This window comes from Kribbella sp. NBC_01505, from assembly GCF_045040285.1.
GTDB lineage: Bacteria > Actinomycetota > Actinomycetes > Propionibacteriales > Kribbellaceae > Kribbella.
Genome location: NZ_CP109425.1, coordinates 4,898,570 through 4,921,442, shown reverse-complemented (window position 1 = coordinate 4,921,442; position 22,873 = coordinate 4,898,570). Strand labels below are relative to the sequence as shown.

Below are 22,873 nucleotides of genomic sequence, written 5' to 3'. Positions count from 1 at the left end.
TCAGCCGTGGCGTAGCGCCGCGATGATGTAGGAGCGAAGCAGGTCGTGCTTCTGCTCCAGGTAGGCCTTGTCCGTCAGATTGGCAACGCGGTCCTCGGAGGCGCTCTGGGTCAGGGCGCCTACCGAGAACAGGTAGCCCCACTGGTAGAACCCGTCCGGCTTGCCGGGCAGCGCCTCGCGCAGCGCATCGATGAACTCACGGGCCATCGGGTCGAACAACACCTTGAGCACCGGTCGGTCCTGGTTCGACGGGTCGCCGGCTTCGCGGAGTACCAACTTGGCGAACCAGGCGTCTTCCGGATCGTGATGCAGGGCAAGCACCGGATCGACGAACGCCCGGACGATCTGCTCGACGGCGTCGTCGGCCTGCAGATCGGGGATCGCGTGCAACTGGGCCAGCCGCTGCTCGTTGACGTACTGGCGGCGCTCGAAGATCGCGACGAACAGCCCCAGCTTCGACGTGAAGTGATAAACGACCAGCGACAACGGTACGTCGGCCTCGGCCGCGATCCGCCGCATCGTCGTGCCGTGGTACCCGTCCTGCGCGAACACCTTCTCGGCGGCGCGCAGGATCGTCATGCGCTTACCGCCCTCGGCCGTCTCCGTCATCTCCCCACCGTACTGCACGTACGTACAGTTTGGGTCTTGCCGAGGATACTGAACGTACGTACAGTCGGGATCCTTGGGGCCGTAACACGGGGTTCACCGAAGGGACTGGTCCGGATGAGAGATTCCGGGAAATGGGTGGTGCTGGGCGGCGCGTTCGTGGCCTACATGTTCGACGCCCTGGAGATTCTGCTGCTGTCGTTCGCGCTCCCGGACATCCGCACGGAGTTCGGGCTGACCAAAGCTGAAGGCGGTCTGCTCGCGACCGCCACGCTGCTCGGTATCGGCGTGAGCAGCCTGACCGTCGGCTGGCTGGCCGACAACTACGGCCGCAAGCGGGCACTGATGTACTCGCTGGCGGTCTTCGGAGTCTTCACCGCGACGCTCGCCCTGGTGCCGAACTTCACGGTGTTCCTGATCCTCCGTTTCGTCGCCGGACTCGGTCTCGGTGGCGTCTGGGGCGTGGTGTCCACGTACGTCGTCGAGACCTGGCCGCCCGCTCAGCGCGGCCGAGCCGCGGCGTTCGTACTGAGCTCGTTCCCCGCCGGCGGCGCCATCGCAGCGGTCGTCGCCGGGGCCCTGCTGCCCGACTGGCGACTGCTGTTCTTCCTGGCTGGAGCGGGTGTCATCGTGCCGATGCTGATCATCGGCTTCTTCTTCAAGGAATCGGCCGAGTGGGCCGCGCAGAAGAGCACACCCGTGCGAGTCACCGAGATCTTCGCGCCCGACCTCCGCCGCAAGACCTTGCTCGGTACGGCGGTCGCGTCGCTGGCCCTGTTCGGCTGGTGGGGCGCGTCGACCTGGTTGCCGACGTACCTGCACTCCGACCGCGGCATCTCGACCGCGACCGTCGCACTGTTCATGACAGTCCTCAACCTCGGCATGTTCGTTGGCTACAACGTGTTCGGGTTGATCGCCGACCGGATCGGCCGCAAGTACGCGCTGGTCCTGTCGTTGCTGGGAGTCGGCGTGACCTTGCCCCTGTACGTCGTCGCAGCAGACCGTACGGCGTTGTTGTGGCTCGGCCCGCTGTTCGCGTTCTTCGCCGCCTTCAGTGGCATCTTCGGCGCCTACCTCGGTGAGCTCTACCCGACCCGGGTCCGCGCCACCGGCGCCGGCTTCTGCTTCAACGTCGGCCGCGGCGTCTCCGCCTTCGCCCCGTTCCTGCTGGGCGCGCTGGCCACCGGAGCCGGGCTCGGCACCGGACTCCTCTTGTGCGCAGGCATCTTCCTGATCGGCGCGCTCGTGATGACGGCACTCCCCAACCTGGGCGGCTCCGCACGAATCGCCACCCACCCGGCGCTCGAGACCGAGGCAGCCTCATGACCACGTTCATCGACATCTCCGTACCGCTGATGTCCGGGATCGCCTCCGACCCGCCTGGTAACAGGCCGGAGATCGAATACATCAACCACCAGGACAGCGCGGCCGAGATGCTGACGCACTTTCCTGGCGCCGGCCTCGATGTCCTGCCCGACGGTGAGGGCTGGGCGATCGAGCGGATCCACCTGACCACCCACACCGGCACCCACGTGGACGCGCCGTACCACTACGCGTCGACGATGGACAACGGTCAGCGCGCGATCACCATCGACGAGGTCCCGCTCGAGTGGTTCTTCCAGCCCGGCGTGAAGCTTGATTTCCGCGAACTGCCCGACGGCTACGTGGTCACACCGGACGACATCGACCTGGAGCTCAAGCGGATCGGGCACACCCTCAGCCCACTCGAGATCGTGGTGGTCAATACCGCCGCGGGCGTCCGGTACGGCGCGGACGACTATCTGGCGCGCGGTTGCGGGATGGGCCGGGACGCCACGATTCACCTGCTGGAGCAGGGGGTTCGGGTCACCGGCACGGACGCGTGGAGCTGGGACGCGCCGTTCGTGCACACGGCCCGCAAGTACGCCGAGACCGGCGACGGCTCGCTGATCTGGGAAGGTCACAAGGCCGGTCGCGAGATCGGCTACTGCCACATCGAGAAACTGCACAACCTCGAAGCCCTGCCCGCCACCGGCTTCAAGATCTCCTGCTTCCCCCACAAGATCCACGCCGCGTCCGCGGGCTGGACCCGAGCAGTGGCCATCATCGACGACCCCGAGGAGAACTCGTGAAATTCGCAGCGCTGCAACTGGACGGGCAGTACCGCCAAGCCCTCGTCCACGACGACCGGCTGCATCCGCTGCCCGCCGGCACCGACCTGTACGACGTACTGGCTGCCAAGCCGAGTGAGCAGGAAGTGCTGACTCGGTGTGCAGCGCCCGTCGTACTGGATGAGCAGACGCTGCTGCCGCCGATCAAGGCATCGTCGATCCGCGACTTCATGATCTTCGAGCAGCACGTCGAGGGTTCGTTCCAAGGGATCCGCGAGCCGGCCGTCGTACCCGAGTGGTACGACATCCCGACCTTCTACTTCACCAACCCCTACAGCCTGATCGGCCCGCGTCAGCCGGTCCCGCTGCCGCCCGGCTGCAACCTGTTCGACTTCGAGCTGGAGGTCGCTGCGATCATCGGCACCGAAGGCCGCAACCTCCCGGTCGAAGAGGCCGGGAAGCACATCGCCGGCTACAGCATCTTCAACGACTGGTCGGCTCGCGACATCCAGATCCACGAGATGCGCATCGGTCTCGGGCCGGCCAAGGGCAAGGACACCGCCTCCACCCTCGGCCCCTACCTGGTCACGCCGGACGAGCTCGAGCCTTACCGGCAAGGCGATCGCTTCGATCTCGCCCTGTCGGTCTCGATCAACGGCACCCCGATGGGCAAGGACTCACTCGCCAACGCCGCCTGGTCCTTCCCCGAGATGATCGCCTACGCCAGCCGCGGAACCGTCGTACGACCAGGTGACATCCTCGGCTCCGGCACCTGCGGAAGCGGTTGCCTGGTTGAGTTGTGGGGCCGCAACGGCGGCGAGCGGGTCCCTCCGCCGCTCACCATCGGCGACACCGTCACCATCGAGGTCCAAGGCCTCGGCACCCTCGAGAACACCGTCGCCCCCGGCGACCCGATCCACCCCGTCCCCAAGGCCCGCCGCCGCACCTGAGTCAGGACCCCGCACTAACGTCCGAAGGACCGGAGAGCCCCGTCTCCGAAATCTTCGGACGTTACGGGTGGTGCTGCGCTAACGTCCGAGGGACCGGAGAGCCCCGTCTCCGGATCTTCGGACGTTAGGGGTTTGACTGCGCCCAGGACTACGGCTCGACTTTCACTCCAGCTACTGGACCGTCTTCAGGGAGTTGATCAGGCGGGTGTTCGCCTGTGCCGGGGTCATCCCCCAGTTCCACTCGGTCTTGTGCAACCGCAGGGAAACGAGTCCGTGCCAGACGGTCCACAACAGGAGAGCTGCCGAGAAGGGGTCGTCGGCGTCGACGGCCCCGGCCAGTTCGACGATGCGATTCTGCAGCCGTGGACCGTGCTCGGCGCGGGTCTCGGGGAGGGGGTCGGCGCTCTCGAAGAGCAGCTGGTAGGCGCCTGGGTGGCTCAAACCCCAGTCCACGTAGGCCTGACCGGCCACCTCCAGTGCATCCGAGTCCGACGGGCGATCATCGAGTGCACGTTCGATCGACTCGACCATGTCGGCGTACTCCGCGTCGAGCACCGCCGAACGCAGGTCCGCCTCCGAGGGGAAGTGCCAGTACACGGCCGACGGCGCGACGTCGCAGGCCCTGGCGATCGAGCGCAGCGATGGTACGGCGACTGCCTGCGGCTCGGCGAGCAACTCGATCGCTTTCTGGAGCAGGACGGCGCGCAGATCACGGGACTCCTGTTTGGGCACCACCCTATTGAACACCTGTTCATGATAATCTGCTCTCCTGAACACCCGTTCAGGAGAGGACGAAGAGCGTGCACACCTTGCTGACCGTGATCCGGAAGAAGCCTGAGATCGGGACCGCCGAGTTCCGGCGTTTCATGAAGGACGACTACGGTCCGACGTACCAGGCACTCCCCCAGACCAGGGCCTACATCCAGTACTTCCTGTCCGACCTCGCGACCGATGACGCCGAGGATCCGATCGACGCGATCGTGCAGATCAGCTTCGACTCGGTCGAGCAGATGCACGAGGCCCTGCAGTCCGAGAGCTATCAGAAGGCCCACGACCTGCGGGCGGCGTACATGCGCGAGACCTCGGTCGGTATCCACTCCGCGGTGGTCGAGGAGATCAACCAGCTGGTCTAGCGATCCCAGCCCATCATGACGACGGCGATGACGGCGTCCTCGGTGTGCAGGTTGCGCCAGTTGTGCGGCGTACCTTGCTGGGCGAACGCCTGGCCGGCCGACAGCTCGGTCGAGGTCCCGTCCTCCATCTCGAGGACGATCCGTCCGGACAGCACGATGCCGACGTCAAGAGTGTTTGTGCTGTGGAACTCCGCGGGTGGCTGCGTGCCGGGGGCCTCGGGGGGAACGGTGACGGTCCAGAACCGCACCCCGGCGGCCGCCGGGAACAGCGGCGACTCCACCGAGCTGTCCGGGGCGGGACCGAACAGCACACCGTCGGCCTCCCAGAGGCGAGCGAGGCCACGGCCGTCCGGGACCCGATCGACCGGCACGAAACGCTCCTTGCCGATCGTCGACAGGCCCGCCGCGGTCTCGCTGGTGTCGACCACGCGATAGCCGTCCTGTGGTGCTGCTGATTCAGTCATGCCGTAGCTCCTTGATGAGTTCCGAGGATCAGGAAGATCCTCATACCTCTAGGTAACTGCGGCTGACCGAGATCATCCATGGGACATCGTCGAGGATGCCTTTGTGATCGTCTACCGTGGAAGGCATGGACGTTCTGAGTGATGTGCTGGAACGCGCCGGAGCCGGCACGGCCACGATCCGGCAGTTGATCCGGCAGCCACCATGGGCGATGGCCTTTGCCGACGCCCCGACCCTCACGGTGGTGGCTGCCCTCGGCGGCCAGGTCTCGATCCGGATCGACGAGGCCGACGGATCGCCCTACCGGCTCGAGGCAGGAGACATCGCCCTGATCAGCGGGACCAGCCGCTACACGATCGGCGACAGCCCTTCGACACAACCCGAAGTCGTGTTCCAGCAGGGCAAGCCGTACTCCCTGGAGACCGGCGAGGAAGCGACAGTCGGGCCCAATCTCCCCGCCCGCACCTGCGGCGACGGCGGTCTGCCGGGCGCAACGACGATGCTGTGGAGTGCTTACCAGCTCCGCGACGGCCTCAGCGACCGCCTCCTCGAGATGCTCCCGCCGGTGGCGATCGTCCCGTCCGGCCCGCGGACCCGAGCGGTGCTGGACCTCCTCACCACCGAGACCGGCTCCGACGAGCCCGGGCAGGATGCCATCCTCGCCCGGCTGCTCGATCTGGTCCTGGTGGTTTCACTGCGGGCCTGGTGGGCCAAGCCGGATGCGACACCACCCGCCTGGTACCGAGCGCTGGCCGACACGTCCATCGGCGAGGCGCTCCGCCTGCTCCACGAAGATCCGGCGTACCGGTGGACGGTCTCGAACCTCGCCGACAAGGTCGGCCTCTCCCGTGCCGCCTTCGCCGCCCGCTTCAGCAAACTGGTCGGCGAACCCCCGCTCACCTACCTCACCGGCTGGCGGATGACACTGGGCGCGGACCTCCTGCGCGACACCGACTCGACCATCGCCACCATCGCGCACGAGGTCGGGTATCACGACACCTTCGCCTTCAGCGTCGCCTTCAAACGCACGTACGGCGTGAGCCCGTCGGCCTGGCGCCGCGAGAACACGGCGCAAGCCGGCTGATCAGCTCTCTACCTGGTTGTTCCACATGCGGAACATGCTGCACTTGCCGCGACCGTCGAGGGTGACGGTCCAGAGATTGGCGAAGGTTCCGAGCTCGGTGTAGGTCCCGGTGCCTTCGATCGCCGCGGTGTCGCCGTTGATCGCGAGGAGCGCCCACTCGAACTCCCAGCCGCCCTGCTGCCAGTCCTCGCGCGCCATCCAGCCCTCAACGATCGCGGGCCGACCGATCCAGTCGGTTGCGTACGGCAACTCGTGATACTCGGCATTCGCTGTGAACAGTGCCGCGATGTCTTTGTCCGCACCACTTCGCCAGGCCGCGACATAGCTCTCGACCCATTTCGTCACCTGCTGTTCAGAGATCACACCTCAAGCATGCCGATGCTGCGGCCCGAGAGACAGGGCGGGTCTTCCAGGGTGCAGTGCTCCTAGGAACGGTCAGACCACTGCTGACGACGCGGATCCCGGCGTACGCTCGTGGAGTGACCGAACTGGGTGACTTTCTGCGGCTGCGGCGCGCTCAGCTGAGCCCTGAGGACGTCGGGCTCCCGAACTCCGGAGCTCGCCGGGTCGAGGGGTTGCGCCGTGAAGAGGTTGCTGTGCTGGCCGGCGTCAGCGCCGACTACTACACCCGGCTGGAGCAAGGCAGGGAACGACGACCGTCCGGCCAGGTGATGAGTGCTATCGCCCGGGCGCTGCGTCTCAGCGCGGATGCCCGTCTGCACGCGTACCGGATGGCCGGCATCGTTCCGGAGTCCGACGACGCGCAGTCCGACGAGGTGGACCCGGCGCTGCTGGAGCTGGTCGCGGGTTTCTCGACGGCCGTTGCCTATGTCATCAATCGCCGGATGCAGGTGCTCGCGTCGAACGACCTGGCCAACGCGCTGCTGTCCCGGTTCGCGGACCCACGCAACATGCTCCACACCTTGTTCCACGACCCGGTCGCCCGCGAGCTCTTCGCCGACTGGGAAGCCGTCGCGAGGGACGCGGTCGAGGCGCTCCGGCTGGCAGCGGACGAGGACCCGGCGGTCCGGGCGCTGGTCGACGAACTGATTGCCAGCAGCAAGGACTTCGCCGGCCTCTGGCGCGAGCACGGCGTCAGCAGCCTGGGCGCCAAGTCGAAGACCTTCAACCACCCTGACGTCGGCCAGCTGACCCTCACCTACCAGACCTTCACCGTTCAGAGCGCGCCCGGCCAGTACCTGCTGGTCGGAACTGCCGCAGCAGGCTCCCCCGACGAGGACTCGCTGGCCCTGCTCGGATCCCTGTACGCCGATGCTGCCGCGCACTGAACCGATCAGACCGAGTGACTGTACGGGCCGTCGATCGCCGTCCAACCGCCGTCGACGACGAGCACGCTCGCGGTGACATAGCTCGCCGCGTCCGAGGCGAGGTACACGATCGCGCCGGCGAGCTCCTCGGGCCGGGCCCAGCGACCGAGGGTGGTGTGCGACGCATAGGCGGCGTACCGCTCGGCGTCGGAGCGGAGCGGAAGGGTCATCCCGGTCTCCGTCACACCCGGCGCGACGGCGTTGACCCGAACGCCGTACGGGCTGAGTTCCGCCGCGGCCGCGCGCAGCAGCTGGTTGAGGCCCGCCTTGGATGCCGCGTAGAGGCCCTGCCCCGGCTCGGTGACCAGTGAACGGATGGACGACGTACCGATGATCGAGCCACGTCCTCGCGCCGTCATCGGCTTGCCGAAGGCGCGCACGATGTCGAAGGCGGCGCGGATGTTGACGGCGAAGATCTGGTCGAACTCGGCGTCGGTGTAGTCGAGGAGCGGCCGCCGGACATTGGTTGCCGGGGTGAAGACGACGATGTCGAGATCGGTCAGCTCTTCGGCGGTCGCCCGGACGGCAGCACGATCCAGCAGGTCCAGCTCGCACACCTCGCCGTCGATGGCGGCCGCGGTGTCCTCCGCCGCCGCACCGTCACGGTCGGCGCAGACGACGTGCGCTCCTTGGGCGGCGAGCCCGTGGGCAGCTGCGCGGCCGATCCCGCCACCGGCACCGATGACCAGGGCCTTCCTGCCAGTCAGGTCGAACATCCGCGCGTAGTCCGTCCACGGCGGGCGGGCGTAGCCGGTGGCCAAATCGCTCATGACTCGTTCTCCTGCGGCGAGAACATCGCGTGTGCCATCTGGTCCGGGCCGCCGATGGTCTCGCTCACGACGAGGGGATTGGAGTAGTCGCGCCAGTAGACGACCTGACGATCCTTGATCGTGACGATCGACAGGTACTTCTGGTGGTAGGGGCGCCCGGTGACGACTCCCTTGCCGTGGCTCTCGTACTCGAGGATCAGTACGTCGGGATCGGTCGTCCGGTAGATCTTCTCGTTGCTCATCCGGTCGAGCGAGATGATGTCGCCGTACCCGCGCCACGCGTCGATCATCGTCTGCCGTCCCCGGATCGAGGGCGGCGTACCCGGTGGCGCGTAGATGAACTCCATCAGGATGTCCTCGGCGAACAGGTCGAAGTACCGATCGCCGTCGACGAGCCCCGCCAGGGATTCCTCGACCAGTCGCAGGAACGGGGCCAGTGCCTCGAATTCCGAATAATCCACCATGCACTGATCATTCGCGCCGCCGGCCGGACCGTGGAAGGGTGCTTCTGCCTAGGAGCGTCACACCCAGGTACAGCCACCCTTCTTCAGCTGCGGCCACGGTTCCACAGTGGAAGCATGACTTCTCCTTTCACGATGACCATCGGCGGCACCGCCGTCGACGGCAACGCCTTCTTTCCGGTCGTCAACCCGGCCAACGGTGCGGTCGTCGCCGATGCGCCGAACTGCTCGCCACAGCAGCTCGACGCAGCCGTCGCCACGGCACGCAACGCCTTGCCGGCATGGTCTGCTCGCCCCGTCGCGGAACGGCAGAAGGTACTGATCGCGATGGCGGATGCCGTCGACGCCAACACCGAAGTGCTCGCCGGGCTGATCACCGCCGAACAGGGCAAGCCCATCGACGTGGCCCGGACCGAGGTCTTCGGACTCGGCTACTGGCTGCGGGAGACCGCCGCTCTGGAGCTGCCCGAAACTGTCAACCAGGACGACACCGAGCGCCTCTCCATCACGCGCCGGGTCCCCCTGGGCGTGGTCGCCGCGATCACCCCCTGGAACTACCCGCTCGGCCAGGCGTCCTTCAAGGTCGGCCCGGCGATGCTGGCCGGGAACACGGTCGTCCTGAAGCCATCGCCCGCCGCGCCGCTGGCGAATCTCAAGCTGGGCGAGATCCTGCGGGACGTCGTACCGGCCGGTGTCCTGAACGTCATCAGCGGAGACGACAGCCTGGGCGCACAGGTCACCGCACATCCTGGCTTCGACAAGATCAGCTTCACCGGGTCGACCCGCACCGGCAAGCTGGTGATGGCAGCCGCCGCGCAGTCCCTCAGCCGGATCACCCTCGAACTCGGCGGCAACGACCCGGCCATCGTGCTGCCTGACGTGGACATCGAGGAGACGGCGGAGAAGCTCTTCTGGGCAGCCTTCAGCAACTCCGGCCAGATCTGCCTTGCGGCCAAGCGGATCTACATCCACGCGGACATCTACGACGAACTGGCCGGCAAGCTCACTACCTACGCACGGAGCGTCGAGGTCGGCGATCCGACCGAGGAGGGCGTCCAGCTCGGCCCGGTCTCCAACCGGCGGCAGTACGACACCGTCGTCGGTCTGCTCGAGGACTGCGAGCGCAACGGCTACAGCTTCCTGACCGGCGGCCTGCCCGACGCATCCTCTGGGTTCTTCATTCAGCCGACCCTCGTGGACAACCCGCCGGAGGACTCCCGCATCGTCCAGGAGGAGCAATTCGGCCCGGTCCTGCCCTTGCTCAGGTACGACGACCTCGACGACGCGATCGCCCGTGCCAACGCGAGCCAGTACGGACTTGGCGCATCCGTGTGGTCCGCCGATCCGGACGTCGGCTTCGCGGTGGCTCAGCGGATCCAGTCCGGCACCGTCTGGGTCAACGAGATCATGCACCTCAGCCCGCTCGTCGGATTCGGCGGCCTGAAGCAGTCCGGCATCGGAACCGAGAGCGGCCTGGCCGGTCTGCTCGAGTTCACCGAGTCCCAGACTCTGACCGTCAAGCGCTCGGCATGACAGCGATGGCCGTCAGAACATCGGGACGGCGTGGAAGTCGTCGGGCAGGTCCGTGACACGCAGGATCCGGACCGGGGTCTGCCGCGCGGCAAGCTCGGCGACCTCGTCCAGGTTGTCGTTCAGATCGAGGTAGGCACCGGACAGTACGTCGTACCGGCCGCTCGCGAGGTCGGCGATCATCCGGGCTGCGTCGTCCGGGCGATCCGGGAAGCGGTCCCTGGGCACGAGCCCGCGCTCGATCATGCCCTCCACCGAGGGGTTGGGGATGCCGCCCGGGTGCAGGCTGAACGCGGTCACCCCGGTTCCCTGAGTCTCGACGGCGATCGCCTCGCTCAACCGGATGACCGCGGTCTTGGACACGACATAACTCGAGCTGCCCGGGACAACCGCCGTACCGGCTCGGCTTGCCACCGTGATGATCCGGCCGCGACCGGCCGCGAGCATCGACGGCAGCACCGCATGCGCGAACAGGAACGGCCCGTAGACATTGCTCAACAGCGTGTCCCGCCAATCCGACGGGTCGCTGTCGGCGACCGTGGCCATCCCCTCAGCCGCGCCGGCATTGTTCACCAACGTCGTGACCGGCCCGAGCGCCTCATTCGCCGTGGCGACGGCCTCTTCCACATGCACCGGATCCGTCACGTCCCCGACGACCGCCTCGACCCGGACGCCGCTGCGGCGCAACCCGTCCGCCACCTCATCCAGGACCTCCTTACGCCGCCCGGTCACCAGCACGGCCGCACCACGTGCCCCGAATTCGGCCGCGATCGCCCGGCCGATCACACCGGTAGCGCCGGTCACCAACGCAACCTCGGAACCCAACTCCGCACTCGCCACGCTCTCGCTCCTTCTACTCTCGGCCCCCACTTCGAGCGTACTCCAAAGCAAAACGAGCGTTCTCATTTACGATCCGGGACCGACCGCGCTCAGACATAGTTCGTCTCGCCGCGGCCGTTCGTCTCGGCAGGTAAGGACGTCGGGCTCGGCGACGGTTCGCTGATCAGTTCGACGATGTAGTGGGTCACGGGCGCGTCGCCAAGGTTGCGGATGCGGTGCGGGGTCAGCGGACCGCCGGAGCCCACGGTCTTGAAGACGACGTACCCCGGCTCCGCCTGCTGGCGCAGTGGCCAGCCTTCGTCGCCCAGTTGTTGCGCCTCGGCCAGCCCGGCGTCGGGCCAGAGGATGACGTGGTCGTGGTGGTGCTGATGGAAGTCGTACATACCCCCGTTCGCCGCCAGGGTCATCGACCAGACCCGAACCCGGTCGTTCTCGAAGATCAGGGTGTCTCCCGGCGCACTCGGGTACTGCGCGGTGGTCTCGTCGGCATCGCTCATGGTGAACCTCTTCCGGCCCGGTCGGCTGTTCCCAGGAAAGCCAAATTCTGCAATATTGGATGCAATCTCACCATGATGATGTGCACTTGGGAAGGTGGAGCACAGTGGACGTGCTGATCTGCGGTGCCGGTGCAGCCGGCCTGTCCCTCGCTCAGTTGCTCGGCTCCCAGGGTCATCGCGTCACCCTGGTCGAGTCCGCACCCACCGTCCGCAATGGCGGCCTGGCCATCGACGTACGCGCCGGTGCCCTTGAGGTCGCCGCGCGGATGGGGATCTTGGAGACCCTCCAGCGCGCCCGGATCCAGATGATCCTGGGCACCGCCTTCGTCGACGCCGGAGATCGTGTCCTCGGCACCATGACGCCCGAGCTCGTCGCCGGCGAGTTCTACGAGGAGGGCGAGAACGACATCGAGGTCTCGCGGAGAGTGCTGAACGAAGCGCTTCTCGCGGCCATCGACCTGCCGACCGTGGAACTGCGCTACGAGACCACGGTGACCGCAGTCGCCGAGGACACCGACGGTGTCGACGTGACCTTGAGCGACGGAACGGTCCGGCGCGTCGATCTCGTCGTCGGCGCGGACGGGCTGCATTCGACGGTACGGCGGCTGACGTTCGGCCCCGAGGCACAGTTCGTGCACCACCTCGGCATCTACGTCGCATTGTTCGAAGTGCCCACCACGCTGGCGCCCGAGCTCGGTGGCCGGATGTACAACGCTCCCGGACGGATGTGTTCGGTGCTGAACTACGGCGACCGCGCCGTGGCGATGGCGCTGTTCCGCTCACCGTTCCTCGACCACGACTACCGCGACATCGCTCGGCAGCGGGAGATCGTTCGCGAGGCCTACCGCGAGGAGACCGGCTGGCGGATACCGGCGGTCGTTGCGGCGCTCGACGTACCGGAGTTCTACTTCGACGCCGTGAGCCAGGTGAAGCTGCCGACGTGGTCGCGAGGCCGCGTCGTACTGATCGGCGACGCAGCACACTGCAGCGCGCTGCTGTCCGGCATGGGTACGTCGCTGGCGATGCTCGGCGCCGCGACGCTGGCCGACGAACTGGCCGTCGACGGCGACCTCGCGTCGGCGTTCTCCCGTTACCAGCAACGGATGTCGCCGGTCGTCACACGGGCGCAGGCGAGCGTCGACGCCAACGCGGAGATCATGGTGCCCGCTAGCCAGCAGGCGATCGACCGCCGGCATCGGCTGGCGCGGGCCGTCGATGCCTGAGGTGGCGTCCGGCCCCTTCACGATCGCCTACGTCGAGTCGGGCACTGGCGAACCACTCGTCATGTGCCATGGGAACGAGGCCGACCACCGCCAGTACGACGGCCTGCGTCCACTGCTCGCACCGGATATCCACGCCTTGTCCTACGACCAGCGCGATAGCGGCGACACCACCGGATTCACCGGCGACTACACGATGGCCGATCTGGGGCAGGACTGCATCGCGTTCATCGAGGCGCTCGGACTGGACAGCGCCCATGTGGTCGGGACGTCGTTCGGCGGCATGATCGCGATGCATGCCGCAATCGCGCGGCCGGAACGGGTCCGCAGTCTGGTGCTGATCTCCACGTCACCGGCTATGGCTCTGTTCAGCAGGGAGATGCTGGGGCTGGCCGAGCGCACTCCGGAAGAACGACGGGCATTCATGGCCGAGGCGATCCTCAGCCCAGCGGCCGACCCCCAGTTGCGCACCGAAATCGCCGAGCTGCTCACCGGCCGATCGCCCGAGCAGTCGACCCGCCGACTCGCCGCAATGACAACCCACGACTGCCGCGACCTGCTCCCTACGATCACTGCGCCCACACTGGTGCTGCACGGCTCCGACGATCCGGTGATCCCGGCCGCGACAGGCGCGCGGATCGCCGAGCTCATCCCCGGCGCCACCTTGCAGGTACTCGACGGACTACGGCACGGCCTCACCTTCGAGAACCGAGCGGACACCGCGCAACTGATCGGCGACTTCGTACTCCGCTCCTCCGGTGTGCAGCAATGATCTGGAACGATGAGGCCATGACTGCGGACCCGGACGGCGGCGATCTCGCGAAGAGCGACGAGATCCTGCTCGCCCTGCAACGCGGCATCCTGCTCGGCGATCGCCCGGTCGGATCCTGGCTGCGTCACGCAGCGCTGGCCGAGGAGTTCGGCACCAGCCGCACCCCGGTCCGCGAAGCACTCCGCGTCCTGCACGCCCAAGGCATCGTCAGCATCGTCAAGAACCGCGGTGCCCGGGTGAACGGGCACTCCAGCCACGACATCCGCGAACTCGGCGAGGTGCGCTCCGTCCTCGAAGGCTTCGCCGCCGGCCTGGCCGCGCAACGCATCACCGACGACCAGGTCAAACGCATGGAAGCCGCCTGGCGCGACTTCGACCTGGACCCCGGCACCGATGACCGCGCCCGCCGCTGGGCCGAGTCCAACAACGCCTTCCACTCGGTCATCGTCGAAGCCTCCGGCAACCGCCAGCTGTCCCTCAGCATCCAGGACATCCACGGCCGCCTGCCCGCCAACAGTGCCTATGCCGCCTACGCCGGCAGCACCCAGCTCCTCCGCCGCAACCTGGCCGAACACGCCGCCGTAGCCAACGCGGTCGTCAACGGCGACCCTGACGCCGCCCGCGACCTGATGACCAGCCACATCCTCTCCTCCGTCGACGCCACCATCCGCTGGGCCGAGGAACAACACCTCCTCCGCCGGCAAGACACCGCCTGACCGGTGCATCGTCCATCGGACCGCGGCTCCTGCCCGGCCACTGAACCCACAAAGGTCGCCAGGGTTCGGGGGCGGACCGCCGGCACTCACCAACTCTGCTCGGCTCGGGGCGGTCACGCTCAGGATCACCTGCATGAGTGGCCGCGCGGGAGGTTGGACAGTGGTGCGGATCCGCGGAGTGCTTTTCATTGTCGGTGGATTCGTCACGTCGGGGCAGTTGATGGCTGCTCGATGGACCCGTACGGCGTTTCGCCGGTCCAGCGATCCCGTCGTACGTCGACTTGATGCCGAGGCGATCGTCGCTGCGGCGGCACACGAGTATCCGGAGTGGCTGCGGCCGTTGCGGTTTGCGCGATTCCTGCTCACCACGGTCGGGCTGTTGCTGGTGATCGTCGTACTGGCTACTCCTGCGGCCGCCGCACACTTCCGCTGAGCAGCGTGGCCTGCAGGCCGTCGATGATGGCTTGCAGGCCGAACCGGAAGGGGTCTTGCTCGCTCGCCGGAGCCGCGCTGGACAGTTGGCGAACGCGTAGCCGCGGAAACTCCTGCGCGACGGCGTTGACTTCATCGACGGCCGCCTGGAACGCCTCGTGCTCGTCAACGCCGGTACGCCGTAGCCGGGCCTGCCACGCTCGCTCGGACGCGTCGCCTTGTGCGGCCCCGAGGACGAACATCAACACCGTCGCTGCGACCTGGTCGGCCTGCTCGGGGGTGAATCCGGCCTCCTCGTAGATGCCGAGGCTGTGATCGTCGACGCGCGCTTTGCCCGGGCCGTAGATCACGTGGGTGCTCATCGTGGTGACCAGCCAGAAGTGATTCGTCAGCATCAGCCGAATGCTGCTCGCCAGCTCGACGACGGCCGCTTGCCAGCCGAGCCGCCCGGGCGATGGCAGGTCGACTTCGTTCCAGGCGTAGTCGCCGGCCAGAACGAGCAGTTCATCCTTGTTGCGGACATGCCAGTACAGCGCGGACGGAGCGACACCCAGCCCGATAGCCAGACGTCGCAGATTCAGTCCTGCGACGCCATCGGCGTCCAGGATCTGCACCGCAGCCGTCACGATCTGCTCGAGTGACAGCTTGTCGTGCGGCATGCGACAGAGCCTACTTACCCCACGCGGACCCAGGGGCAGGTCAAGCGTCCCGGCTCGGCGCGGCGCAGGACTTCACGGGTGACCGGCGGAAGAGCTCGGCAGCCGCTGAGGAGGTTGGGCGCGCCAAACGAACACTCGGTGAACAGCCTTGCGTCACGGCGCTTTCCACGTTCATCTGGACAGATGAACCGCTCTGATGAAGACCGCGCGATAGCCGAAGCAGCCGAGCGACTCACCAAGAAGTTCTCTGGCCTCTCCCCAGACACCATAGAACGCGCCGTCGCCGACAGCCGACTCGAGTTCGACGGCAACCCGATCCGCGATTTCGTTCCGTTGTTCGTAGAGCGCGCCGCGAAGCATCGCCTTCGGACCTTGACAAGCACCGGCGCGTAGGCGGCTCGACAGCGGCTGGTCCCGATGCCAACGATCGACGTACTCGACAGCTGGATTCACTATGACGACATCGGCTCGGGTCAGGTTGTCGTCTTCCTCCACGGCAACCCCACCTCGTCATACCTGTGGCGCAACATCCTCGAGCCGGTCTCGAAGCACGGCTGGCGTTGTCTCGCCGCGGACCTGATCGGCATGGGCAAGTCGGGCAGGCCCGACATCGACTACCGGCTTGCTGATCACGCGGCGTATCTCGACGCTTTCATCGAGGCGCTCGAAATCGACAGGTTCACGCTGGTCGGTCATGACTGGGGAGCGGTACTCGCGCTGGACCTGGCGCGACGCCGACCTGACCAGGTCCGTGCAGTCGCGTTCCTGGAAGGACATCTCCACCCGATCGCTCACTGGGAAGACTTCGACGAGGACAGCCGTGACCTGTTCCAGCGCCTCAGGAGCCCGGAGCTCGCCGAACCGCTCATCCTGGAACAGAACTTCTTCATCGAGAAAGTACTTCCCTCAGGTGTTCTTCGCACCCTGACCACCGAGGAACTGGACGCCTATCGTGCACCTTTCCTCGACCCGCTCGACCGACGGACGATGCTCGCCTGGCCACGCGAGATCCCTGTCAATGGCGAACCTGCCGACGTCACCGACGTCGTCATCGCCAACCAGGCCGTCATCGCAGACCCAACCGTCCCCAAGCTCCTCATCCACGCCACCCCCGGCGCCGTCATCGGCCCCACCGAGGTCGACTGGTGCCGAACCCACGGCCGAAACCTGACGATCGTCGACGTCGGCGCCGGCACCCACTTCCTTCCCGAGGACCGACCCCTCCAAATCGCCACCGCCTTGGCCGATTGGCTGCAGGTTGGCCAGACCTGACTGCTGCGTCGACCAAACCGGACGCGAGCCGCCTCGCCGCGGCCGCTGCGCAGCTACAGCGGCTGATCGAGGTCTGACCGCTTGACGACCACCTTGCACATTCTGCTTGGCATCTCGGCCACTCCGACGCCGGCGATCGCCGGGGGGCAGATCAGGCTCGAGCCGGGCAACCGGTACGACGGATTCGTGCTGCTGAACGAGGTCGGCGGCCGCCGCACGCCCGATCCGCTGCAGTACGCCGTACCGACCGCCGCGGACAAGCTCATCACCGCCGGCGGGGTGCACATCCTTGAGGATTCTGAGATGGCTCGGCCTGATCGGCGTACTGTCCATGGCCGCTGGGACTACGGCGACGAGCAGACGAAGGTGTACCGCACGGAGCCGATGCGGCCGATCGGCTGGTTAGTGAAGTACCAGGAAGTCGACGACGAGTGCGGCGATCGTGCCGTCGTCGGCCACTCCCCAGTAGCATGGGTAGGCGCCGTCGCCGTACCCACTTGTCACCATGACGGCATCGTTCGCGTCGCCAGTGAGGCTGAACACCGTGCCCGCTGCATCAAGAAGCAGCAAGGACTGCTCCTGAAACAACTCCTCGACCTGTTGGGCCTCGCAACTCACGAGCGTCGCGAGATCGAGGATCGCCACGTTGCCGGCGTCCACTCCGATGACGTTCGACTCCCCGGGCTCCTCGGCGGGGTGCCAACTGACCGCCGGCGCCTCGGAGATGAGCAGTCGCAGTGCGACGTTCGTACTGGCGGCTCTGGAGACCTCGACCCGGTAGATACCGGCGCGCAGCCGACGAGCCAGTGGCGCCAGGTCGAATGCGCCGTAGCCGAAGTCTCGGACGGTCAGTACCCCTGATCCGCAGGTCACCTCACCGAGGTGGATGACCTCGAGCGAGACCGTTTCGCCAAGCAGGGCGACCTGGCGCCCGTGGGCGAAGAGACCTGCCACATCGAGCTCCAGGTCTGCGGGCAGGGCAGCGTCCAAGCTCGCTGAGCTCAGCAGGGCCTCCGCCTCGGCGGGGTCGACCAGCGGCACTCCTGGTGGATCGAGGAAGCCGAGAAGCCGGCTGATCTTCCACTGCTCGTTGTCGCGCACAAGGCGGTATGCGTAGTAGGTCGGCATCGAACCGTCGCCCATGACCGAGCGCACTGTCGCGCGATCAGTCTCGACCTTCACCTCGGTGATGGTCTCCAGCGAGGGATCGTGCGCTGGACGCCCGCTGAGCATGTTCTCCTCGCCGGTACTGGCTCCGGGCGTGAAATGAGCGTCGACGAGCACCGCCTGTTCACCTCTCCACGCATCGACCGCGTGGTCGGAGCCCAAGGAGCTCGGCGGCTTGCCGGCCCGCTCCCAAGCCGCATGGAAGTCAGCTACGAAGGCCTCTACCCGCGCACGCACATCATCCCGGTTCACGGCCCTGACGGTACCGGCCGCCGGACGCACCGTCAGGGCCGAAGCCCAGCGATGAAGATGTCCGCCAGGCGGCGCGCACCCTGAGTCCAATTTCTGACCTGCGGGAGTTGCTGTGCCAGGAGCGCGCCGAACAGAACAACGTCGGCCTTGCTGATCTCCGCCCGGATCGTGCCGTCGTCGCGGCCCTGACTGATCAGCGAGTCCAGGATGCGGTGCACCTCGGCCATCAGCGCTTTCGTCGCGGGATCGGTCAGCGGCTGACCACTGTGCATCGGCAGAACGAGCTCCCTGCCGTGCCTGATGGTCTGGTAGAGGAAGGCGCGGATGGCGTCGAGCGGGGGCCGGTCGTCAGCGGCGGCTGAACGCGCGGAGTCCAGCACCATCTCGGCGGATCGGTGTGCCAGGGCTCCGAGCAGCGCATCGCGCGACGGGAAGTGGCGATAGACCGTCCCGACGCCGACGCCGGCGTCCGCCGCGATCGTCGCCATAGGTACGGCGGCGCCCTCACGCCGGACGGCGATGATCGCGGCGGTCAGGACGCGGTCACGGTTGTCGAGTGCATCGCGCCGCGGCCCGCGCCGACGTCCGGCGGCCTTCGAAACTGGCTCACTCACGTCGCCATGATCGCAGACCACGGCGCTGCCGACTCTCCGGCGGCTGCGCCACAGTTGCCCCGGGCTACTCGGCTCCCCACTGCGCCTTGGTAAAGGCAGCAGCGGAGTCGAGCGCCGCGGCACCCTCGTCGAGAAGTGCGGCAAACCCTTGGAAAACGTGCGGCACCTCCGGCCACACCTGCAGCTGCACCAGTACGTCGTGCGCGGCCGCGCGGGCCGCGAGTCGGACGGCGTCGTCGAGGAGAATCTCGTGCGAACCGGCCTGGATGAGCAGCGGCGGCAGACCGGTGAGGTCGGCGAAGACGGGGCTCACCGTCCCGGCAGCAGCATCCCCGCCTGCCACATAGTCGCCGGCGCGACGGCGAAGGCCGTCCGGGGTCAGGGCGGGGTCGACCTCAACCTTGGTCTTCATGCTGTCGCCGGACAAAGTGAGGTCGACCCACGGCGAGAAGACCGCTGCCGATGACGGCTGCGGCAAGCCGGCCTCCTTGAGCGCGACCAGTGTCGCGACCACCAGACCACCTCCCGCCGACTCGCCTACGAAGGCGACCTTGGAGTTCGGTACGCCGCTGTCGAGCAGCGCCTGATACGCGGCGACCGCGTCCGTGACCGCTGCGGGATACCGATGCTCGGGAGCGAGCCGGTAGTCGACGGTGATCGCACGCGCCCCGACCCGGCGAGCGACGTCGGCCGCCAACCCGACCGAGTCCGGCGCTGACCCGAGGGCGTATCCACCGCCGTGGAAGTACAGCACGACCACTGAGGGATCGTTGCCCGGAGTCTCGACCGTGATCACCGGAACCCCGCCGAGCTCGCCCGGCGTCGTGACGATGTCGTCGGGCAGTGGCACCGAGGAGATCATCTCGTGAAAGATCACGCGCTGCTCGTCGACGTCTCCCCCGATGTCGAACTCGCCGTGCCGCAAGATCTGGTCGAGCTGCTCGCGCTGCTCGCGACTCATCGGACCGTCTCCTTCTGGTTGCCGATGTTCGACACTTGGCTGTTGCGGTTCATGGTCATGAAGGTCCCTTTGGGTGGCAGGAGATGGCCCGAAGGTCAGCGTGGTGGCCCGACGATGACGTTGCCGTACTTCGTGGCAATCGCCGCATCGGGCTTCACCTCGTGACCAGGCGGTCGCGGTGTGGACTTGTCCCAGCCGGTTTCACGGAACATCCCTTCGATACCGGCCGGGGTGTTGATCATCAGCAGGTCGGCCTTCTTGGAGGTGATCCGGTAGGCATGCGGCACCTGCTTGGGCAGGAACACCACTCCCCCCTCGGCCAGTTCGTACTCCTCGTCGTCACACCAGACCAGCGCGGTCCCCTTGATCAGCAAGAAGATCTCGTCCTCGTTGGTGTGCTGGTGGTACGGCGGCGCCTCGCCCTCCTGGACGTCGAAGCGGCCCATCATCAGCTGGCCGTTCGTGGCCAGCCCGTCGAGCAACACCGCCAGGGTGCCACCGCCGAGCCATTCGAGTTGTTGCTGCTGTTGCGGCTGCGCCAGGTAGGCCATGCTCATTGCCGGCTCCAATCAACCATAGACGGACGATATCGTCCGTTTAGTCTGGTGGTCAGACTACCTGCCGCCGGACACGGTAACCACCGAAAGCTGAGGTCAGCCGCGGAGCAGGTCGGCCGAGACGGCCCAGAGGCGTTCGGCCGCGGCGGGATCGAGCGCCCATTCCTTGACGCCATGCGGGTGCTGCGCCAGGTCGGCGTCGTTCGGCACCGCGTAGGCCTCTTGTGAATCGTCGAGGTAGTGGCCGCCGGAGTGAGCGAACTCGGGGGCGACGGCCGCGACGATGCTGGTGGCGGCACCCTGCTCGACCGTCTTGTAGGTGAAGACCCCAGCGGCCTCGGCCGCGTCGAGCGACGCCTTCTGTCGTGTTGTGAAGTTGCGCTGCAGTCCCGTCGCGACACCACCGGGGTTGACCGCATTGGCGACGATGCCGTCGGACGCCCAACGGCGGGTCGCCTCGACGGCGAAGAGCGAGTTCGCCGTCTTCGACTGGGCGTAGGCGATCTGCGGGTCGTAGTCGCGACGCTCGAAGTGGAGGTCGTCGAAGTCGACACCGGAACGCATGTGCGCCGTCGAACTGACCGACACCACCCGTGCGCCGTCACGGTCGGCCGCTCCCAGGGCCAGGGCGTCGTGAAGGCCGGTGGCCAGGGCGAAGTGACCGAGATGGTTGGTCGCGAATTGCAGCTCCCAGCCCTCGCGCGTTCGTTCGAGGCCACTGGTGACCACGCCCGCGTTGTTGATCAGCAGGTGAAGTGGGCCGCTCCACGTGTCGACGAACTGTGCGACGGTGGTCCGGTAGGCGAGGTCGACCCGGGCCACCCGGGGCCGTAGCCCTCCCGTCGACTTCTCGATCGCGTCGGCGACAGCTTCACCTGCCATCACGTTCCGGACGGCGAGGACCACCTCCGCCCCGGCAGCGGCCAGCACTCGAGCCGTCTCGATTCCGAGTCCGGAGGATGCTCCCGTCACGACCGCGCGGACGCCGGTGAGATCAGCGCCGCGCAGTACGTCATCCGCCGTACTGGCGGCAGTGAAGGGCGTGGAGATGGCGGGTTGGCTCATATCTTCGACTATACGCAATAGACTGAACTTGTATAGTCTGACTATCGCTCGTATGCTCGCCTCATGACCAGTCCCGACACCGATCGCCGCGGCATGGTCCTGGACTCCGCGATGGCCACGTTCGCGCGATTCGGCTACCGGAAGACCTCGATGGACGAGGTCGCGCGGGCGGCGCGCATCTCCCGGCCCGGGCTCTACTTCCTCTTCTCCTCGAAGGAGACTCTCTTTCGTGCCGCGGTCACCCAGGCGCTGGAGCGGGACATCGCAGCGGTCGAGCACGTCCTGGCCGACACTGGCCGTCCCCTTCCGGAGCGCCTCGTCGAAGCGTTCGACCAGTGGGCGGGCCGCTACACCGGCCCACTGGCTCGCGAGGTCACGGCCGTCATCGAGGACAACCCCGACCTGCTCGGACAGATCGTGGAAACGGCGCCGCGACGTTTCGAGGAGCTGATCACGGATGCGATCGCCGTCGACTCGGAGCAAGAGGCGGCCTCCGCTGTCGCCCGGACGATGATCAGCACGTCGATCGGCCTCAAGCATCAGGCCGAATCGCGGGCGTTCTACCTCGAACGACTGAAGGTCGCTGTCGATCTGCTGGTGCACTGACAAGCTCGGCTTCCTCCCACCGGGAGCGGCAGATCAGGCGAGCTTGAGTAGCAGATCGCTGAGCTCGGCCGGCATCGTGATCATGCAGTCGTGACCGGTGGGCAGCTCCCAGACCTGTGCCGGATCGCCGTTGGGCTGGAACGGGGCGACCGGCCGCCGGGTCGGCGGGGCGCCGACAGCGCAGTGGATGTGAGTACGAGGAATCGCGGTCGTGGCAGGGTTGTCCAACCGGACCGGTTGCTGGAGACAGCCGATCGGGTCGTCGGAAAGGATCGTGCGCAGCCAGGCCTGATCCTCGGGGTCGGTGACACCGAACAAGCCGGCAGGCGGAGGCATCTCGGGTAGCGGCGGAATGCGCCACGGGGCGTCGGTCCCGGCGGCCTGGTCGATCAGGAATTGAGCCGTCGGGATGATGTCGACCACGGATTCGCCGTTCTCGGGCACCATGGCATCCAGATAGACCAGGTGCTTGATCCGCTCCGGGATCTCATTGATCACAGAGGTGACGACGAGCCCCGCATAGCTGTGACCGACCAGCACCACGTCGGTGAGGTCCTCGTCGGAGATCAGCCGTACGACGTCCGCGACGTGGGTGTCGAGGCCAACATCCGGGCCGAGCAGATGAATCTTGTCGCCATGGCCGGTGAGCGATGGAGCGAAGACGCGGTGCCCCGCTGCGGTCAGCAGCGGAACCACGCGCTTCCAGCTCTCGCCGCTGTGCCATGAGCCGTGCACGAGTACATACGTGGACATATCTGATCCTTTACTGCCAGCAGCCGACCTGCACGGTCGGCGAACATGGCATTCCATGGCGGTGGATGTCTAATCG

The 22,873-nt window shown here is 66.9% G+C and carries 30 protein-coding genes; 14 read left to right on the top strand and 16 right to left on the bottom strand.

Features of this window, described 5'->3' with window-relative positions; genetic code table 11:
• Positions 1-609: a TetR/AcrR family transcriptional regulator gene (locus tag OG474_RS23270; RefSeq protein ID WP_405064480.1), complete on the bottom strand. Its 609-nt coding sequence runs from the start codon at positions 607-609 to the stop codon at positions 1-3.
• A 114-nt stretch (positions 610-723) separates the two neighbouring features.
• Here OG474_RS23270 and OG474_RS23265 point away from each other — a divergent pair, with 114 nt between their 5' ends.
• Genes OG474_RS23265 through OG474_RS23255 form a run of 3 tightly spaced genes read left to right on the top strand, consistent with a single transcriptional unit; the run spans position 724 to position 3,646 of the window.
• The gene (locus OG474_RS23265; protein WP_405064479.1) at positions 724-1,932 is read left to right on the top strand and encodes an MFS transporter; all 1,209 of its coding nucleotides are present in this window, start codon (positions 724-726) and stop codon (positions 1,930-1,932) included.
• Positions 1,929-2,717, top strand: coding sequence for a cyclase family protein (locus tag OG474_RS23260; protein WP_405064478.1), 789 nt, complete (start codon positions 1,929-1,931; stop codon positions 2,715-2,717). The genes OG474_RS23265 and OG474_RS23260 overlap by 4 nt, the downstream gene beginning before the upstream one ends.
• The gene (locus OG474_RS23255; protein WP_405064477.1) at positions 2,714-3,646 is read left to right on the top strand and encodes a fumarylacetoacetate hydrolase family protein; all 933 of its coding nucleotides are present in this window, start codon (positions 2,714-2,716) and stop codon (positions 3,644-3,646) included. The genes OG474_RS23260 and OG474_RS23255 overlap by 4 nt, the downstream gene beginning before the upstream one ends.
• 171 nt (positions 3,647-3,817) lie before the next feature.
• Here the strand turns inward: OG474_RS23255 and OG474_RS23250 are convergent, their stop codons facing one another.
• The gene (locus tag OG474_RS23250; protein ID WP_405064476.1) at positions 3,818-4,393 is read right to left on the bottom strand and encodes a TetR/AcrR family transcriptional regulator; all 576 of its coding nucleotides are present in this window, start codon (positions 4,391-4,393) and stop codon (positions 3,818-3,820) included.
• 53 nt (positions 4,394-4,446) lie between these two features.
• Here OG474_RS23250 and OG474_RS23245 point away from each other — a divergent pair, with 53 nt between their 5' ends.
• Positions 4,447-4,779, top strand: a complete 333-nt coding sequence (locus tag OG474_RS23245; RefSeq protein WP_405064475.1) for an EthD domain-containing protein — start codon at positions 4,447-4,449, stop codon at positions 4,777-4,779.
• Here the strand turns inward: OG474_RS23245 and OG474_RS23240 are convergent.
• Positions 4,776-5,243, bottom strand: a complete 468-nt coding sequence (locus tag OG474_RS23240) for a cupin domain-containing protein (RefSeq protein ID WP_405064474.1) — start codon at positions 5,241-5,243, stop codon at positions 4,776-4,778. The two genes, OG474_RS23245 and OG474_RS23240, sit on opposite strands and share 4 nt — an antisense overlap.
• Positions 5,244-5,368: 125 nt before the next feature.
• Here OG474_RS23240 and OG474_RS23235 point away from each other — a divergent pair, with 125 nt between their 5' ends.
• Positions 5,369-6,325 carry an AraC family transcriptional regulator gene (locus OG474_RS23235; protein ID WP_405064473.1) on the top strand — a complete coding sequence of 319 codons (957 nt, stop codon included), beginning with the start codon at positions 5,369-5,371 and terminating at the stop codon, positions 6,323-6,325.
• Here OG474_RS23235 and OG474_RS23230 read toward each other — a convergent pair whose 3' ends face one another.
• Positions 6,326-6,688 carry a nuclear transport factor 2 family protein gene (locus OG474_RS23230; protein ID WP_405064472.1) on the bottom strand — a complete coding sequence of 121 codons (363 nt, stop codon included), beginning with the start codon at positions 6,686-6,688 and terminating at the stop codon, positions 6,326-6,328. It lies immediately after the preceding gene.
• Positions 6,689-6,804: 116 nt separating this feature from the next.
• On the opposite strand from OG474_RS23230, the gene OG474_RS23225 reads away from it, so the two are divergent.
• Positions 6,805-7,614, top strand: a complete 810-nt coding sequence (locus tag OG474_RS23225; protein WP_405064471.1) for a helix-turn-helix transcriptional regulator — start codon at positions 6,805-6,807, stop codon at positions 7,612-7,614.
• Between the two features lie 5 nt (positions 7,615-7,619).
• On the opposite strand, the gene OG474_RS23220 is transcribed toward OG474_RS23225, so the two are convergent.
• On the bottom strand, positions 7,620-8,423 hold the full coding sequence (locus tag OG474_RS23220; RefSeq protein ID WP_405064470.1) for an SDR family NAD(P)-dependent oxidoreductase: 804 nt from the start codon (positions 8,421-8,423) through the stop codon (positions 7,620-7,622).
• Positions 8,420-8,887, bottom strand: coding sequence for a nuclear transport factor 2 family protein (locus OG474_RS23215; protein ID WP_405064469.1), 468 nt, complete (start codon positions 8,885-8,887; stop codon positions 8,420-8,422). Before OG474_RS23215 ends, OG474_RS23220 begins: the two co-directional genes overlap by 4 nt.
• Positions 8,888-9,001: 114 nt before the next feature.
• Here OG474_RS23215 and OG474_RS23210 point away from each other — a divergent pair, with 114 nt between their 5' ends.
• Positions 9,002-10,417, top strand: a complete 1,416-nt coding sequence (locus tag OG474_RS23210) for an aldehyde dehydrogenase family protein (protein WP_405064468.1) — start codon at positions 9,002-9,004, stop codon at positions 10,415-10,417.
• 12 nt (positions 10,418-10,429) lie between these two features.
• On the opposite strand, the gene OG474_RS23205 is transcribed toward OG474_RS23210, so the two are convergent.
• On the bottom strand, positions 10,430-11,254 hold the full coding sequence (locus OG474_RS23205; RefSeq protein WP_405064467.1) for an SDR family NAD(P)-dependent oxidoreductase: 825 nt from the start codon (positions 11,252-11,254) through the stop codon (positions 10,430-10,432).
• 89 nt (positions 11,255-11,343) lie between these two features.
• Positions 11,344-11,751, bottom strand: a complete 408-nt coding sequence (locus OG474_RS23200; RefSeq protein ID WP_405064466.1) for a hypothetical protein — start codon at positions 11,749-11,751, stop codon at positions 11,344-11,346.
• A gap of 104 nt (positions 11,752-11,855) precedes the next feature.
• On the opposite strand from OG474_RS23200, the gene OG474_RS23195 reads away from it, so the two are divergent.
• From OG474_RS23195 to OG474_RS23180, 4 genes are all read left to right on the top strand, one after another.
• Entirely contained in the window at positions 11,856-12,974 is a 1,119-nt protein-coding gene (locus OG474_RS23195) for an FAD-dependent monooxygenase (RefSeq protein ID WP_405064465.1), read from the top strand.
• Positions 12,967-13,743 (top strand): alpha/beta fold hydrolase, encoded by a 777-nt coding sequence (locus OG474_RS23190; protein ID WP_405064464.1) that lies wholly within the window; start codon positions 12,967-12,969, stop codon positions 13,741-13,743. Before OG474_RS23195 ends, OG474_RS23190 begins: the two co-directional genes overlap by 8 nt.
• A 17-nt stretch (positions 13,744-13,760) precedes the next feature.
• Entirely contained in the window at positions 13,761-14,459 is a 699-nt protein-coding gene (locus tag OG474_RS23185; protein ID WP_405064463.1) for a GntR family transcriptional regulator, read from the top strand.
• Positions 14,460-14,592: 133 nt separating this feature from the next.
• Positions 14,593-14,892: a hypothetical protein gene (locus OG474_RS23180; protein ID WP_405064462.1), complete on the top strand. Its 300-nt coding sequence runs from the start codon at positions 14,593-14,595 to the stop codon at positions 14,890-14,892.
• Here OG474_RS23180 and OG474_RS23175 read toward each other — a convergent pair.
• Positions 14,861-15,550, bottom strand: a complete 690-nt coding sequence (locus OG474_RS23175; protein ID WP_405064461.1) for a TetR/AcrR family transcriptional regulator — start codon at positions 15,548-15,550, stop codon at positions 14,861-14,863. The two genes, OG474_RS23180 and OG474_RS23175, sit on opposite strands and share 32 nt — an antisense overlap.
• Positions 15,551-15,733: 183 nt before the next feature.
• Between OG474_RS23175 and OG474_RS23170 the strand changes: the two genes are divergently transcribed.
• Both OG474_RS23170 and OG474_RS23165 read left to right on the top strand, forming a co-directional pair.
• Entirely contained in the window at positions 15,734-15,943 is a 210-nt protein-coding gene (locus OG474_RS23170; RefSeq protein WP_405059619.1) for a three-helix bundle dimerization domain-containing protein, read from the top strand.
• A 24-nt stretch (positions 15,944-15,967) separates the two neighbouring features.
• Complete coding sequence (locus OG474_RS23165) at positions 15,968-16,822, top strand: haloalkane dehalogenase (protein WP_405064460.1); 855 nt, start codon at positions 15,968-15,970, stop codon at positions 16,820-16,822.
• Between the two features lie 53 nt (positions 16,823-16,875).
• Here the strand turns inward: OG474_RS23165 and OG474_RS23160 are convergent, their stop codons facing one another.
• The 6 genes from OG474_RS23160 to OG474_RS23135 form a co-directional block, all read right to left on the bottom strand.
• Positions 16,876-17,109, bottom strand: coding sequence for a hypothetical protein (locus OG474_RS23160; RefSeq protein ID WP_405064459.1), 234 nt, complete (start codon positions 17,107-17,109; stop codon positions 16,876-16,878).
• A gap of 115 nt (positions 17,110-17,224) precedes the next feature.
• A complete protein-coding gene (locus tag OG474_RS23155) occupies positions 17,225-18,241 on the bottom strand; it encodes a DUF4241 domain-containing protein (protein ID WP_405064458.1) in 1,017 nt (338 codons plus the stop codon).
• 32 nt (positions 18,242-18,273) lie between these two features.
• Complete coding sequence (locus tag OG474_RS23150) at positions 18,274-18,855, bottom strand: TetR/AcrR family transcriptional regulator (RefSeq protein ID WP_405064457.1); 582 nt, start codon at positions 18,853-18,855, stop codon at positions 18,274-18,276.
• Positions 18,856-18,919: 64 nt separating this feature from the next.
• Entirely contained in the window at positions 18,920-19,816 is an 897-nt protein-coding gene (locus OG474_RS23145) for an alpha/beta hydrolase (RefSeq protein WP_405064456.1), read from the bottom strand.
• A gap of 95 nt (positions 19,817-19,911) precedes the next feature.
• Positions 19,912-20,373, bottom strand: coding sequence for a cupin domain-containing protein (locus OG474_RS23140; RefSeq protein ID WP_405064455.1), 462 nt, complete (start codon positions 20,371-20,373; stop codon positions 19,912-19,914).
• Positions 20,374-20,469: 96 nt separating this feature from the next.
• Positions 20,470-21,438 (bottom strand): SDR family NAD(P)-dependent oxidoreductase, encoded by a 969-nt coding sequence (locus tag OG474_RS23135; RefSeq protein ID WP_405064454.1) that lies wholly within the window; start codon positions 21,436-21,438, stop codon positions 20,470-20,472.
• Between the two features lie 63 nt (positions 21,439-21,501).
• On the opposite strand from OG474_RS23135, the gene OG474_RS23130 reads away from it, so the two are divergent.
• Positions 21,502-22,044, top strand: a complete 543-nt coding sequence (locus OG474_RS23130; protein ID WP_405064453.1) for a TetR/AcrR family transcriptional regulator — start codon at positions 21,502-21,504, stop codon at positions 22,042-22,044.
• Positions 22,045-22,077: 33 nt separating this feature from the next.
• Here OG474_RS23130 and OG474_RS23125 read toward each other — a convergent pair whose 3' ends face one another.
• On the bottom strand, positions 22,078-22,797 hold the full coding sequence (locus OG474_RS23125; protein ID WP_405064452.1) for an alpha/beta hydrolase: 720 nt from the start codon (positions 22,795-22,797) through the stop codon (positions 22,078-22,080).
• Positions 22,798-22,873: the final 76 nt, after the last annotated feature.

Bases quoted from the DNA above. Each gene is read 5' to 3' on its own strand.
- OG474_RS23160 (WP_405064459.1), bottom strand. From the start codon at position 17,109: ATGTGCACCCCGCCGGCGGTGATGAGCTTGTCCGCGGCGGTCGGTACG.
- OG474_RS23200 (WP_405064466.1), bottom strand. From the start codon at position 11,751: ATGAGCGATGCCGACGAGACCACCGCGCAGTACCCGAGTGCGCCGGGA.
- OG474_RS23140 (WP_405064455.1), bottom strand. From the start codon at position 20,373: ATGAGCATGGCCTACCTGGCGCAGCCGCAACAGCAGCAACAACTCGAA.
- OG474_RS23130 (WP_405064453.1), top strand. From the start codon at position 21,502: ATGACCAGTCCCGACACCGATCGCCGCGGCATGGTCCTGGACTCCGCG.
- OG474_RS23175 (WP_405064461.1), bottom strand. From the start codon at position 15,550: ATGCCGCACGACAAGCTGTCACTCGAGCAGATCGTGACGGCTGCGGTG.
- OG474_RS23165 (WP_405064460.1), top strand. From the start codon at position 15,968: ATGCCAACGATCGACGTACTCGACAGCTGGATTCACTATGACGACATC.
- OG474_RS23270 (WP_405064480.1), bottom strand. From the start codon at position 609: ATGACGGAGACGGCCGAGGGCGGTAAGCGCATGACGATCCTGCGCGCC.
- OG474_RS23185 (WP_405064463.1), top strand. From the start codon at position 13,761: ATGACTGCGGACCCGGACGGCGGCGATCTCGCGAAGAGCGACGAGATC.
- OG474_RS23180 (WP_405064462.1), top strand. From the start codon at position 14,593: ATGAGTGGCCGCGCGGGAGGTTGGACAGTGGTGCGGATCCGCGGAGTG.
- OG474_RS23235 (WP_405064473.1), top strand. From the start codon at position 5,369: ATGGACGTTCTGAGTGATGTGCTGGAACGCGCCGGAGCCGGCACGGCC.
- OG474_RS23135 (WP_405064454.1), bottom strand. From the start codon at position 21,438: ATGAGCCAACCCGCCATCTCCACGCCCTTCACTGCCGCCAGTACGGCG.
- OG474_RS23260 (WP_405064478.1), top strand. From the start codon at position 1,929: ATGACCACGTTCATCGACATCTCCGTACCGCTGATGTCCGGGATCGCC.
- OG474_RS23170 (WP_405059619.1), top strand. From the start codon at position 15,734: ATGAACCGCTCTGATGAAGACCGCGCGATAGCCGAAGCAGCCGAGCGA.
- OG474_RS23190 (WP_405064464.1), top strand. From the start codon at position 12,967: ATGCCTGAGGTGGCGTCCGGCCCCTTCACGATCGCCTACGTCGAGTCG.
- OG474_RS23265 (WP_405064479.1), top strand. From the start codon at position 724: ATGAGAGATTCCGGGAAATGGGTGGTGCTGGGCGGCGCGTTCGTGGCC.
- OG474_RS23125 (WP_405064452.1), bottom strand. From the start codon at position 22,797: ATGTCCACGTATGTACTCGTGCACGGCTCATGGCACAGCGGCGAGAGC.
- OG474_RS23210 (WP_405064468.1), top strand. From the start codon at position 9,002: ATGACTTCTCCTTTCACGATGACCATCGGCGGCACCGCCGTCGACGGC.
- OG474_RS23240 (WP_405064474.1), bottom strand. From the start codon at position 5,243: ATGACTGAATCAGCAGCACCACAGGACGGCTATCGCGTGGTCGACACC.
- OG474_RS23215 (WP_405064469.1), bottom strand. From the start codon at position 8,887: ATGGTGGATTATTCGGAATTCGAGGCACTGGCCCCGTTCCTGCGACTG.
- OG474_RS23145 (WP_405064456.1), bottom strand. From the start codon at position 19,816: ATGAGTCGCGAGCAGCGCGAGCAGCTCGACCAGATCTTGCGGCACGGC.
- OG474_RS23220 (WP_405064470.1), bottom strand. From the start codon at position 8,423: ATGAGCGATTTGGCCACCGGCTACGCCCGCCCGCCGTGGACGGACTAC.